Annotated in this window: 11 protein-coding genes; 3 read left to right on the top strand and 8 right to left on the bottom strand. The window is 72.5% G+C overall.

Features of this window, described 5'->3' with window-relative positions; genetic code table 11:
• Positions 1-28: 28 nt before the first annotated feature.
• The gene (locus tag ACJOT3_RS24860) at positions 29-1,183 is read right to left on the bottom strand and encodes an acyl-CoA dehydrogenase family protein (RefSeq protein WP_406975515.1); all 1,155 of its coding nucleotides are present in this window, start codon (positions 1,181-1,183) and stop codon (positions 29-31) included.
• A 430-nt stretch (positions 1,184-1,613) separates the two neighbouring features.
• On the opposite strand from ACJOT3_RS24860, the gene ACJOT3_RS24855 reads away from it, so the two are divergent.
• On the top strand, positions 1,614-2,528 hold the full coding sequence (locus ACJOT3_RS24855; protein ID WP_406975514.1) for a LysR family transcriptional regulator: 915 nt from the start codon (positions 1,614-1,616) through the stop codon (positions 2,526-2,528).
• A 314-nt stretch (positions 2,529-2,842) separates the two neighbouring features.
• The gene (locus ACJOT3_RS24850; RefSeq protein ID WP_406975513.1) at positions 2,843-4,168 is read left to right on the top strand and encodes an ABC transporter substrate-binding protein; all 1,326 of its coding nucleotides are present in this window, start codon (positions 2,843-2,845) and stop codon (positions 4,166-4,168) included.
• Between the two features lie 76 nt (positions 4,169-4,244).
• Here the strand turns inward: ACJOT3_RS24850 and ACJOT3_RS24845 are convergent, their stop codons facing one another.
• The 7 genes from ACJOT3_RS24845 to ACJOT3_RS24815 form a co-directional block, all read right to left on the bottom strand.
• The gene (locus tag ACJOT3_RS24845; RefSeq protein ID WP_406975512.1) at positions 4,245-4,889 is read right to left on the bottom strand and encodes a TVP38/TMEM64 family protein; all 645 of its coding nucleotides are present in this window, start codon (positions 4,887-4,889) and stop codon (positions 4,245-4,247) included.
• A gap of 29 nt (positions 4,890-4,918) precedes the next feature.
• Positions 4,919-6,091, bottom strand: a complete 1,173-nt coding sequence (locus ACJOT3_RS24840; protein ID WP_406975511.1) for an AI-2E family transporter — start codon at positions 6,089-6,091, stop codon at positions 4,919-4,921.
• A complete protein-coding gene (locus ACJOT3_RS24835; protein ID WP_406975510.1) occupies positions 6,088-7,515 on the bottom strand; it encodes a sensor histidine kinase in 1,428 nt (475 codons plus the stop codon). Before ACJOT3_RS24835 ends, ACJOT3_RS24840 begins: the two co-directional genes overlap by 4 nt.
• Before the next feature lie 123 nt (positions 7,516-7,638).
• Positions 7,639-8,427: a TIGR03943 family putative permease subunit gene (locus tag ACJOT3_RS24830; RefSeq protein WP_406975509.1), complete on the bottom strand. Its 789-nt coding sequence runs from the start codon at positions 8,425-8,427 to the stop codon at positions 7,639-7,641.
• Complete coding sequence (locus ACJOT3_RS24825) at positions 8,424-9,488, bottom strand: permease (protein WP_406975508.1); 1,065 nt, start codon at positions 9,486-9,488, stop codon at positions 8,424-8,426. The genes ACJOT3_RS24830 and ACJOT3_RS24825 overlap by 4 nt, the downstream gene beginning before the upstream one ends.
• A 95-nt stretch (positions 9,489-9,583) precedes the next feature.
• Entirely contained in the window at positions 9,584-9,721 is a 138-nt protein-coding gene (locus ACJOT3_RS24820) for a hypothetical protein (protein ID WP_406975507.1), read from the bottom strand.
• A 42-nt stretch (positions 9,722-9,763) separates the two neighbouring features.
• A complete protein-coding gene (locus ACJOT3_RS24815; protein WP_406975506.1) occupies positions 9,764-11,323 on the bottom strand; it encodes an alanine/glycine:cation symporter family protein in 1,560 nt (519 codons plus the stop codon).
• A gap of 216 nt (positions 11,324-11,539) precedes the next feature.
• Here ACJOT3_RS24815 and ACJOT3_RS24810 point away from each other — a divergent pair, with 216 nt between their 5' ends.
• Positions 11,540-12,853, top strand: a complete 1,314-nt coding sequence (locus ACJOT3_RS24810) for an MFS transporter (protein ID WP_406975505.1) — start codon at positions 11,540-11,542, stop codon at positions 12,851-12,853.
• The last annotated feature ends 249 nt before the right edge of the window (positions 12,854-13,102 follow it).

The raw sequence follows: 13,102 nt of genomic DNA, 5'->3' as shown, positions 1-13,102 counted from the left end.
CGGACCGGGTGGTCGACCGGGCGCCGGGTCAGGCGCGGCGGGCCAGGTGGCGGCTGATCACCAGGCGCTGGATCTGATTGGTGCCCTCGACGATCTGCAGGACCTTGGCCTCGCGCATGTAGCGCTCGACCGGGAAGTCGCGGGTGTAGCCGTAGCCGCCGAAGACCTGCACGGCGTCGGTGGTGGCCTTCATGGCGGTGTCGGTGGCGATGAGCTTGGCCATGGCGGCCTGCTCGGAGAAGGCCAGCCCGGCGTCGCGGCGGCGGGCGGCGGCCAGGTACAGCTCGCGGGAGGCGGCGATCTGGGCGGCCATGTCGGCGAGCATGAAGCCGACCCCCTGGAAGTCGCCGATGGCGGAGCCGAACTGGCGGCGCTCCCGGGAGTAGGCCAGGGCGGCGTCGAGGGCGGCCTGGGCGAGGCCGACGGCGCAGGCGGCGATGCCCAGGCGGCCGGAGTCCAGGGCCGACAGGGCGATGCCGAACCCCTTGCCCTCCTCGCCGATGAGGGCGTCGGCGCCGACGCGGACGTCGTCGAAGAGGACGCCGGCGGTGGTGGAGGAGCGCATGCCCATCTTGCGTTCGGGCGCGGCCGCCGACAGGCCCGGGGTGCCCGCCGGGACGTGCAGGCAGCTGATGCCCCGGGCGCCGGAGTCGGGGGCGCCGGTGCGGGCGAACAGGGTGTAGTGGTCGGCCTCGCCGCCGTGGGTGATCCACGCCTTGGCCCCGTTGACCAGGTAGCCCTCACCGTCGCGCTCGGCGCGGGTGGTCATGGCCGCGGCGTCGGAGCCGGAGGCGGTCTCCGACAGGCAGTAGGCGCCCAGCCGGTCGCCGCCGAGCATGGCGGGCAGGTGCTCGGCCCTCTGGGCGGCGGAGCCGAAGGCGGCCAGGGGGTAGCAGGACAGGGTGTGGACGCTGACGCCCAGCCCGACGGCGAGCCAGCCGCGGGCGAGTTCCTCCACGACCTGGAGGTAGACCTCGTAGGGCTGGCCCCCGCCGCCGTACTCCTCGTCGTAGGGCAGGCCGAGCAGCCCGGTCGCGCCCAGGGTGCGGAACAGGTCGCGGGGGAAGGCCCCCTCCTCCTCGTCCCGGGCGGCGCGCGGGGCGAGCTCCTTGTCCACGAGTTCCCGGGTCAGTTCCAGGAGCTGTTCCGCCTCGGCTGTGGGCAGCATGCGTTCGACCGCCATGAGTTCTCTCCACCGGTTCCGCGCCATTCCCCGGGATCTTCCGCGGGAATGTAGTAGGACGTCCAACTATATAGTGATGCAGGGCACCCTACCCCATGGCGACACGCGCCCCGGCGGGCGGCCCTTGGACACCGGGGCCCCAGGGGCCGGACGGGGGTGCACGGCGTGTTCGGCCCCGACCGGTCGTGGAAGGCATCTGTACAGCGGCGCCCGGAGCGCCTAGATTCCACGCCATGCCCCCTTGCAGACGCCCGCAGGAGAACGGCGGTCCCCGCGCCCCCGGCGCGCCCGCGCCCGGCGCCCGCCCCTGGCGTGCACCGGAGCCCCGCCCGCCCCGCGGGGGCGCGTTGTACAGTCGACCATGGCCGTTGGGCGGCGCGACCGGCACGGCACCCCGACCACTGTCCGACGGCCGGCACAGGAGGCCCTGATGGATCTCGAACTCCGCCATCTGCGCACCATCTGCCTCCTGGCCGACACCGGAAGCGTCACCAAGGCGGCCGCGGCGCTCTCCACCTCCCAGCCCGCGCTGACCACCCAGCTCCAGCGGATCGAGCGCGAGGTGGGCGGCGCCCTGTTCCACCGGGGCCGCTCGGGGGTGCGCCCGACGGAGCTGGGCGAGTTCGTGCTGGTGCGCGCCCGCGCGGTCCTGCTGTCCATGGACGACCTGCTGCACGACATCACCGCGCGCGGGTCCTCGCCCACCACGCTGCGCGTGGGCGGGGTGGGACCGCTGGCGATAGACCTGGCGTCGCGGCTGCCGGAGGTCTTCCCGAACGTGCCGGTCCACGTGCGCACCGAGTACTCCCCCAAGCTGGTCACCGACCTGGTCCGGGCGGGACGGCTGGACCTGGGCACCACCATCGACTACGTGGACCGGGACCTGTCCACGGACGGGCCGCTGTCGTGGGCGATGCTCGCGGTGGAGCCGCTGCACGTGGCCCTGTGGGCCGACCACCCGCTGGCGGGCAAGCCGACGGTGGCCCTGGGCGACCTGGCGGACAGCCCCTGGGCGCTGACCCCGCCGGACGGCACCGGCTGGCCGGAGTGCTTCTACCTGGCCTGCCAGCGCGCCGGGTTCACCCCGCAGGTGCCCTACCGGCTCTACGAGCGCTCGGAGATCCGCGACCTCATCGCCCGGCGCCGGGCGATCGCCCCCTGCCAGTCGGACTTCGACGCCGGGGAGGACGTGGTGATCCGCAGGCTGGAGGGCGAGCCGATCCAGCTGCGGCACCTGCTGGTCTGGCGGCGCGACAGCGCGGTCAACGGCGCCTCCGACGACATCGCGCGCCTGGCCCGCGAGATCCTGGGGCGGGCGCCGCAGCCGGGACGGCCCGGGGCGTGAGGCGGCGGGCGGACGCCCGAAACACGTAGGGAACACCGGGGGTCCGGTGGCCGTGGGGCCACCGGGCCCCGTGTCGTGTTCTGAGGTTCCGCCGCGGCCGACTGTGGACACTGGCAACATCACGAGTTCACTCAAATACCACCCGTAACGGCCTGAACCTGTTACCGGTGGTCTCATGCCCGCGTATGGTGTTTACTCACGAGTAACGTACCGGCTAGTAGGTATCCCCTGCTCGTACCGGCCACGGCCTCGTTCCCCCATTGGGCCACTCACGCCCGCTCCGTGAAGGTCACAACGAAGTCCAGGACAGCACCATGCGACCACTGAGAACGATCGCCTCGGCACTGGCCGTCGCGGTACTCGCCACCTCCTGCGCGGAGGGGACGAGCACGGACGACGCGGCCGGGGATCTCGCCGCCCAGACCCGGGGGGTCACCGACGACGCGATCATCATCGGCACGCACCAGCCACTCACCGGACCGGCCTCCCCCGGTTTCCGGCACGTGTCCACCGGCGCCCGCGCCGTGTTCAACTACATCAACGACAACGGCGGCATCCACGGCCGCCGCATCGAATACCAGGTCCAGGACGACGCCTTCGACCCGTCCCGGACCGTCGAGGCCACCCGCACCCTGATCGACGACCAGGAGATCTTCGCGATGCTCGGCGGGCTGGGCACGCCCACCCACGAGGCCGTCATCGACGAGATCAACGAGGCGGGCGTGCCCGACCTCTTCGTCTCCTCCGGCGCCCTGTCCTGGGACCAGCCGGACGTCTACCCCTACAGCTACGGCTTCCAGGTGGACTACTCCCGGGAGGCCAAGATCCAGGGGAGGTACATCTCCGAGAACTTCCCCGGTGACAAGGTCGGCCTGCTCTACCAGAACGACGACGTCGGCCCCTCCTCCCAGGCCGGGCTGGAGCAGTACCTCACCGACGAGATCGTCTCCTGGGAGTCCTACGACCCCGGGGTCCCCGAACTCGCCGGACAGATCTCCTCCCTGAAGAAGGGCGGCGCCGAGGTCGTCGTGTGCCACTGCATCCCGGCCTTCCTGGGCCTGGCGATCCTGGAGGCCGCCGCCATCGGCTACGACCCGCAGTGGATCGCGCCCAGCTTCGGCGGCGACGTGCAGATCGTGTCCGCCCTCATCGAGGAGTACGCGCAGGGCACCCCGGCCGAGGACATCCCGACGGAGATGTTCCTGGACGGGCTCATCATCACCGCGTTCCTGCCGATGGCGGCCCAGCGCGACGATCCGTGGACCGAGTTCTTCCTGGAGATCCACGAGGAGTACAACGCCGACACCCCGTTCACCGACACCACGGTCTACGGCATGGTGCAGGCGGTCCTGCTCGCCCAGGTGCTCATGGAGACCGGGCCCGACCTGACCCGCGACTCCCTCATCGAGACCCTGAACTCGCGCGAGTGGACCGGGCCGGGGCTGGTGCCCTTCTCCGCCTCCGCGACCGACCACAGCGGTTACAACGGCGTCATGGTGGTCCAGCACAACGCCGGTGAGAACCCGAAGGTCCTCCAGGAGCCGATGGTCACCGACAGCGACGGCGGGGAGATCCTGCCGTTCGAGATGGAGCGGCCCACCCCCGACGAGGTGGCGATCTTCGGCGGCGCGGACTCCTGACCCGCCGCACGGGAGGGCGGGAGGGGAGACCCCGACGGCCTCACCTCCCGCCCTCCCGGCGTTCGGGGCGGTCCGCTCAGGTCTGGTCGGGCCGGGGGTCGCGATGGGCGCGCACCCACCACAGCAGACCCAGCAGACCGGCCAGCGCGACCCCGGCGAGGGCCGCGGGCAGCCCCAGGTCCGCTCCCCCGGACCCGAGCAGCACCATCGCCGCGGTCGCCGGGATCCCGCCCACCAGCGTCCCCAGCAGGAACGGCGCGACCCGCATCCGGGTGAGGCCGCACCCGTAGTTGACGACCTGGTAGGGGATCACCGGCAGCAGCCGCAGCTGGAGCACGGCCTTGAACGCGTGCTCCCCGGCCACGGTGTCCAGCCGCGCCCGCGCACCCGCGGGCAGCAGCCCGGCCACCGTGTCCCCGGCGACGTACCGGGCGACCGCGAACTGCACCAGCGCCGCGGCCACCCCGCCGGCCAGGGCCAGCGGCAGGCCCGCCACCAGACCGAAGAGCAGCCCCGCGGCGAGGTTCAGCGCGGGCCGGGGCACCAGCGCGAACACCGCGACCGTGTACAGCAGCAGGTAGGCGGCGGGGGCGGCCGGACCGGCCGCCTCGATCCAGGCGCGCACCTGCGCCGGTTCGGGCCCGTGGACCAGGGCGGCAAGCAGCGCCGCCGCCCACACCACCACGAGCACCGCCCGCACCCGTCCCCCGCGTCCGTTCACCACGGCAGACTACGCCGCGCCCGGGCCGGTCACGCCTCCTCCAGCCGGGGGAACACCACCTTGTTGAGGATGATCGTCAGCGCCGCGGCGACCGGGATCGCCAGCAGCGCACCCACCAGGCCCATCATGGCGCCGCCGACCAGGGCCGCGGTGATGTTGGCGGTCGGCGAGACGTGCACGGCCCGGCGCATGACCCGGGGCGAGATCACATAGCTCTCGATCTGCTGGTAGACGAGGAAGAAGGCCAGGGTGAACAGCCCCAGCCAGGGATCCACCACCAGCATGGCCAGCGCGGCCGCCAGCGCGCCGATCGTGGTGCCCACCAGCGGGATGAGCGCCGTCACGCCCACCACCAGGCCCAGGGTCAGCGCGTAGGCGGACCCCACCGCCCACAGGAACAGGAACGCCACCAGTCCGGTGAACGCCGCCACCACCAGCTGCCCGGCGATGAACGCGCCGATGCGCAGCACGATCTCGTCGCCGATCTCGCGCACCCCGCCGCGCCGCGAGCGCGGCACCAGCCGGTAGCAGACGTCGAGGATGCCGTGCAGCGACGCCATGAAGAACAGGGTGAGGATGAAGATCGTGAACGAGGCCACCAGGGAGTTGACGACCACCTGTCCCACCCCGACCAGGCCGCCGAACAGCTGCCGCCCCACGTCGGGGTCGACGACCGCCCCCTGCAACTTGTCCAGCAGGTCGTAGCGCTCTTCCAGGTCGGCGAAGAAGGCGTTCCTCTGGAGGTCGTCGATCATCGCGGGCAGGCCCGCGACCAGGCTGGTGATCTGGGCGCTCAGCGGCGGGACGATCGCCCAGACGAACACGGCGACGAACGCCACCAGGGCCAGGCACACGGTGAGGATGGCCGCCCACCGCGGCATGCGGGCACGGGAGTGCAGGAACTCGATCATCGGGTTGAGCCCGACGGCGAGGAAGAGCGCCACCAGGATGTAAACGAGCACCCCGCGCACGCCCACCAGCGCCTGCACCATCAGCCAGGCGGCGAGCACGCCCAGGGCTCCGACGAACCCGATCCGGAAGTACCCCGGGCGGCGGGCCGGGGGCTCCAGGACGACCTCCGTCACCGTCGGCTCCCGCGGCGGTTCCGGCTCGTCCCGCACCTCCGGCTCCGCTCGCCCCGGCCGCCCCTCCCGCGGCTCGGGCTCCCCGCCGTTCGGCTCCGCCGGTTCTCCGTCGCTCATGCCTTCTCCGTCTCCGTCCCCAGGGGAACGCGCAGGGTGAACAACGCACCGCCGAGCAGATCGCTGTGCCCGGCCCTCAGGGTGCCCCCGTAGGCCTTCACGATCTCCCGGGAGATGGCCAGGCCCAGGCCGCTGCCCTCGGGGTCGAGCTCGCGCGATTCGCGCAGCCGGGCGAACCGCTCGAAGATCCGCTCGCGGTCGGCCTCGGGGACGCCCGACCCGTCGTCGTGCACCTCTACCACCGCGCACCCCTCGGTGTCGTCGCGGTCGACGACGATGTCGATCCGCTCCTGGGCGTGGCGCTCGGCGTTGGCGACCAGGTTGGTCAGCACACGGGTCATCCGCAGCCGGTCCATGCACACCGGGACCTCGCCCCGGGTGTGGACGTGCAGGTCGACCACCTCCTTGCGGGCCCCGAACTCCTTCTGCACCAGGACGGCGAGGTCGAAGGGCTCCCGGGAGGCCGCCAGGTCGGTGTCCAGGCGGGCGAGTTCGAGCAGGTCCGAGACGATGTTCTCCAGGCGCTCGGTGTCCGAGAGCAGGCTGGTCAGGAGCCGTTCGCGCTCGCGGGGGTCGGGCCGGGGGTCGGACAGCTCGACCTCCAGCTTGGCGCGCATCCCGGCGATGGGGTTGCGCAGCTCGTGGGAGGCGTCGGAGACGAACCTGCGCTGGCGGGTGACGGCCTCCTCCAGCCGGTCGAGGCTGGCGTTGGCGGTACGGGCCAGGTGGGCGATCTCGTCGTGGGTGCGCGGGACCCGGAGCCTGCGGTGCAGGTCGGTGGCGGAGATGGCCTCCATCTGGTCGCTGATCAGCTCCACCGGCCGCAGCGCGCGGCCCACCCCGAACCAGATGACCAGCGCGGTGACGGTGAGCAGCCCGGTGCCCGACCCGATCAGCACCATCTCCAGGGTGCCGCTGGCCAGGATGTAGGGGGCGTGGGCCGCGCCCAGCACCATGACGTCGCCGTAGGCGGAGTCGGCGAGGGCGTACCCGACCACCAGGTAGCAGTCACCGGGGCGGTCCCCGAGGTGCTCCGTGCAGATGACGGTGTCGAGCCGGAAGCCGCCGCGGCGGGGCTGCTCGGTGGTCAGCGCGGGCAGCCCGCGCAGGGTATCGCTGGCGGCGAGCACCTCGCCGGTGTCCCACTGGACGACCTGCAACCGCCGGATCGGGTCGGAGTCCGGGATCTTGTGGCCCGGATAGCGCTCGGTGGCGACCTGCTCGACGACGTGGCGGGCGGCCATGGCCGCCCGGTCCCGGGCCTGGTTGGTGATGAGGTCGCGCAGGAGGAGGATGGACGCGGCCAGGCCGCCGGAGACGACGATCACGAGCACGACCACGGCCCCCGCGGTGACCCGGCCTCTGATCGACCGGGGACGCACACGGTTCCAGATCCGCCTGAGGCCACCGCTCCTGTCCGACACTCGCCCATTGTCACCCGCCGTGGCCGTGAAGCGCCGAATTGGGCCCAGTGTGGCGCCGTGGGCGCACGGTCCGTGACCAGCGCCTCGACCCGGGGTGACGCGGCCGCCCCGGGCGGCGGGACGTCACTCGTAGGGGTCCGGCGGGTCGGTCACCTCCTCCAGTTCGGTGACGGTGAACCGGTGCTCGCCGACGTCGTAGAGCTCCCCCTCGGGCTCCACCCAGGTGCCCCGGACCGTCCACCAGCTGTCCGCCTCGGGGACGGGGCCGTCGGTGATCAGCACCTTGTTGACCACGGCGTCGGCGGCGCAGCAGGCCATCTGGAGCCGGGCCAGGTACCAGCCGTCGTCGGCGGGGACGGCGAACCCGGTGAGCTCGACGGTGCGCCCGGCCAGCGCGCGGTCCTCGTCGATCCAGGCCCGCATGACGAACTGGCGCAGCTCCAGGGGGACGACCTCGCCGGGGGCCGCCTCCTCCAGGCCGTCGTCGAACCGCCCGGACCGCTCCCGGTCGGGCGGTGGCGCGGAGGACTCCGAGGCGGTGCTCTGCACGGTGTAGGAGCCGAGCGCGGGCGGGGCGACCACGAACACGGCCAGGACCGGGAGCAGCAGCAGCCAGGCCACCCGCGGGGCGCGGGAGTGGTCGTGCCCGTGGTCGTCGCCGTGCCCGTAGGCCGCGGCGACGGCCTCGTCGTCCCCGGCGTGCGCGTGGTGCGCGTGCTCCTCCTCGGCCTCCCCGCGCAGTTCGGCGACGACCAGCCACACGCCCAGCACCGCCATCACCACCCCGGCGGCGATGAGGAACGGCCCGAAGGCGGGCTTGACCCAGTTGAGGTACATGCTGGTGGGCACGGTGGCGGTGAGCGCCGCGGCACCCAGCAGCACCAGCACGAGCCCTTGCGCGATGCGGTTCACAGGATCAGTCCTCCGATCAGGAAGGTGGCCGCCAGGGCGACGATCAGGCACAGGGGGACGAAGCGCGCCACGAACCGCCAGCCGAACACGCCCGCCTGCATGGCGATGAGCTTGAGGTCGACGATGGGGCCCACGACCATGAACGCCAGCTTGGCGGTGGGCGAGAAGTCGGTGAGGCTGAGCGCGACGAACGCGTCGGCCTCGGAGCAGATCGACAGCAGGATAGCCAGCAGCGCGAGCACCAGCACCGAGACGACCGGCATGCCCGCCACGGTCAGCAGCCACTCCCGGGGGACCATGACGTTGATGGTGGCGGCGGCCAGGCCGCCGACGACCAGGTAGCCGCCGGCGTGCATCATGTCGTGCACCATCGACTCGCGGAAGACCCGCCACTTGGACTCGCCCGGGTGGGACGGCCGGGAGGGCAGGCGCAGCCACTCGGTGCGGCCGAAGCGCACCCAGATCCAGCCGATGACGACCGCGGCCAGCAGCGAGGCGGTGAACCGGGCGAGCACCATCTCCGGCTGCCCGGCGAAGGCCACGGCGGTGGCGATCATGACGACCGGGTTGATGGAGGGCGCCGCCAGCAGGAAGGTGAGCGCGGCGGCGGGGGCGACCCCGCGCCGGATCAGGCTCCCGGCGATGGGCACCGACGCGCACTCGCAGCCCGGCAGCAGCGCCCCGGACAGCCCGGCCACCGGGACCGCCCGGCTCGCCTTGCTCGGGATGAACCGCTGGTAGGCGGAGGCGGGCACGAACGCGGTGAGCGCCGCCGACAGCGCGACCCCGAACACCAGGAAGGGCAGCGCCTGGAAGCAGATGGCGGTGAAGATGGTCGCCCAGGTCAGGAACGCCGGCCCGGTGAGCTGGTCGGAGAGCCAGGCGTGGCCGACGGCCATCGCGGTGATGAGCGCCGCGAACAGCCAGACCGTTCCGGTGCGGCGCCCGGTGCGGCGCCCCCAGTCGTCGGGGGGCAGCTCGCCGTCCCGTGCGGGGGCGAACGGGTCGCCGGGCGGGGGCTCGTCCCCGTGGGTGTGCTGGGGTGTGGTCCGTTCGGACACGGTGGCACTCCGTGATGGGTCGGGTGGGTCTTCGGGCATAGTACCGAAAACCGTTTTCACTCGGGCCTGCCGGAGCGGACCTGTGGAGAACCCCGTCAGAACAGGTCGCGGGTGGGGTACGTGCCGTGCCGGGCGGCGTCGAGCGGCGCGCCCCACAGCCGGGAGAGCAGGACCGTGGCGGCCGGTGCCCGAATTCTATCCCTTGGTTCCCGGGCCACCGGGAGGATCGGCACGACCCGCGTATCGGCGGCGCCCGGTCCCGCGGTTCAAGGGCGTCAGTCGTCGCGGCGGTCCCCGTCCGCGGGCCCCTCGGACCCCTCCCCCGGCCGGTCGTCGTGCTCGGCCAGGGCCTCGGCCGGGTCGGCCGGGGCCGAGCCCTCGCTGCGGTCCACGTCCCGGGGCAGTGCCCCGCCGGGCTCGCCCCAGCACTGGACCCCGCGCAGGTCGGGCATCTTGGACAGGGTGAACTGCGGGTCCAGCCCGTTGCGCAGCTGGCGGCTGTAGTCGGCCAGCAGGCGGAACGCGATCGCCGACAGCGGTGCCAGCGCCAGCAGGTTGACGGTGGCCATGAGGCCCATCGCGATGTCCGCGATGTTCCACACGACCGTGAGCGGGGCGACGCTGCCCAGGAAGACCGCCGCCAGCACCGCGTAGCGGAAGTACGTCATGTGCTGCGGGTTCGCGTCCAGGAACCCCAGGTTGGACTCGCCGTAGTAGTAGTTGCCCAGTACCGACGTGTACGCCAGCAGGAACAGGATCACCGTGAGCGCGTGCAGGGACCAGCCGCCCAGGGTGCTCTCCAGCGCCCGCTGGGTGACCTCGGCCCCGGCCTCCTTCTCGAAGTCGGGCCCGTAGACCAGGATGATGAACGCGGTCACCGAGCACACGAGCCAGGTGTCGAAGTACACGCCCAGGGTCTGCACCAGCCCCTGCTTGGCGGGGTGGGAGACCGAGGCGGTGGCGCCGGCGTTGGGCGCCGAGCCCAGGCCCGCCTCGTTGGAGAACATGCCCCGGCGCATCCCCTGGAGGATCGCGGCCCCGGCCCCGCCCGCCACGAACTCGCGCAGCCCGAACGCCCCGGCGAAGATGTCGCCGATCACCCGGGGCAGCTCCTCGGCGTTGAGGGCGACGACGGCCGCGCCGAGCAGGATGTACAGGATCGCCATCAGCGGGACCAGGGCCTGGGCGACGACGGCGATGCGGCGCACCCCGCCGAAGATGACGGCGGCGGTCAGGCCCACCAGGCCCAGGCCGATGATGGCGCTGAGGACCCAGCCGTTGGGGACGCCCAGGTCACCGGCCGAGGTGGAGATGGCGCCGGTGATGCTGTTGGCCTGCACCGAGTTGAAGATCAGGCTGAAGGTGACGGTGATGACGACCGCGAACAGCACGCTCATCCACCGGTTCTCCAGGCCGTACCGGATGTAGTAGGCGGGACCGCCGCGGAAGCCCGTGTCGGTGCGCACCTTGTACAGCTGGGCCAGGGTGGACTCCACGAACGCGGCCGCGCCCAGGACGCAGGACATCGCCCACATCCAGAAGATCGCCCCCGGCCCGCCGAGCATGATCGCCGTCGCCACGCCCACGATGTTGCCGGTCCCCACCCGCGAGGCCGCCGAGAGCGCGAAGGCCTGGAAGGAGGAGATCTCCTTGCCGCCGTCGGGCGCGGTGCCGGGGCTGCTGCGCAGGACCCGGAACATCTCGGGGAACAGCCTCAGCTGGACGACTCCGGAGCGGACCGTGAAGTACAGGGCCAGCAGGACCAGCAGGGGGATGAGGAAATAGCTCCAGAAGACGTCGTTGACGGCGACGAGAAAGGTGTTGAGGACGGGCACGCGCTTCCCTTCCGGCGGCCGGGTGGCCCCGCTGACGACACCGGGGTCTCCCGCCACTGTCCATCGCGGCCCGGCCGGGGCGGGATACGGACACGCGAAAACGCGGTAAAGGACCGTAATGGGCACGCCACACAGGGCGATCACCCATATCGGGACGTCCACATATGGCGCATGTGACCATGGTCACGTCCGGTCGGCGTCTCTACCGTTCCGAGCATGAGCACGACCACCCCAGACCCCACCGCTGCGAAGCGCACCCCCTTCATGCGGGTGGTGACCGCGAGCCTGATCGGCACCACCATCGAGTGGTACGACTTCTTCCTCTACGGTTCGGCCGCCGCCCTCGTCTTCAACCACGTCTTCTTCCCCGAGTCCGACCCGCTGGTCGGCACCATGCTGGCGTTCACCACCTACGCGGTCGGGTTCGTCGCCCGCCCGCTGGGCGGGCTCGTCTTCGGCCACTTCGGCGACCGGATCGGCCGCAAGCAACTGCTGGTGCTGAGCCTGCTGCTGATGGGCGGGGCGACCTTCGCGATCGGCCTGCTGCCGACCTACGCCGCCATCGGCGTGGCCGCCCCGCTGCTGCTGACCCTGCTGCGCGTCGTCCAGGGGTTCGCGCTGGGCGGCGAGTGGGGCGGCGCGGTCCTGCTGGTCGCCGAACACGGCAGGCCGGAGCACCGGGGCTTCTGGGCCTCCTGGCCGCAGGCGGGCGCGCCCGGCGGCAACCTGCTGGCCACCGCCGTACTGGCGGTCCTGGCCGTGACCCTGCCCGACGAGGCCTTCCTCGACTGGGGCTGGCGCATCCCGTTCCTGCTGTCCGGGGTGCTGGTCCTCATCGGCCTGTGGGTGCGCCTGGCCGTGACCGAGTCCCGGGTGTTCCAGGAGGCGCGGGCCCGCGCCGAGGAGTCGGGCGAGCAGGAGCGGGCGCCCATCATCGGGGTGCTGCGCCACCACTGGCGCGAGGCGCTCGTCGCGATGGGCGTGCGGATGGCCGAGAACGTCTCCTACTACGTCGTCACGGCGTTCATCCTGGTCTACGCGACCCAGCAGGCCGACATGCCCAAGGGCCTGGTGCTGAACTCGGTGCTCATCGCCTCGGCGGTGCACCTGGTGACGATCCCGCTGTGGGGCGCCCTGTCGGACCGGCTGGGGCGCCGCCCGGTGACGGCGCTGGGCGCGGCCGGGGTCGCCGTGTGGGCGTTCGCGTTCTTCCCGCTGATCGACACCGGCGCGTTCTGGGCGGTGACGCTGGCCGCGACGGTGGGCCTGGTGCTGCACGGCGCCATGTACGGCCCGCAGGCGGCGTTCTTCTCGGAGCTGTTCAGCACGCGGATGCGCTACTCGGGCGCGTCGGTGGGCTACCAGCTGGCGTCGATCGTGGCGGGCGGGGTGGCCCCGCTGATCGCGACGGCCCTGCTGGCGGCGTTCGGGACCAGCCTGCCGATCTCGGTGTACGTGGCGGTGATGGGCGCGCTCACGCTGGTGGCGGTGTGGGCGTCGCGGGAGACCCGCGGCCGTTCCCTGGACTGATCGGCGCCCGGGCGCTTCCGTCCGAGAGGAGTCCCTACCCCCGGTAAGGGCCCGGGCCCGGCAGGATCACCTGCCGGGCCCGGGTCGTTCGGGTGCCTCGCTCAGTACTGGCGGGCGGAGTCGAAGCGCTCGCCGCCCCGGCGGTCGCCGCGGTAGCCGCCCTCACGGCGGTCACCGCCGCGGAAGCCGCCCTCGCTGCGGGGACGGTCGCTGCCGCGGTAGCCGCCCTCGCTGCGCGGACGGTCACTG

This window comes from Nocardiopsis protaetiae, assembly GCF_045446735.1.
GTDB classification, from domain to species: Bacteria; Actinomycetota; Actinomycetes; order Streptosporangiales; family Streptosporangiaceae; genus Nocardiopsis; species Nocardiopsis protaetiae.
This window is presented reverse-complemented; position numbering and strand designations above follow the sequence as displayed.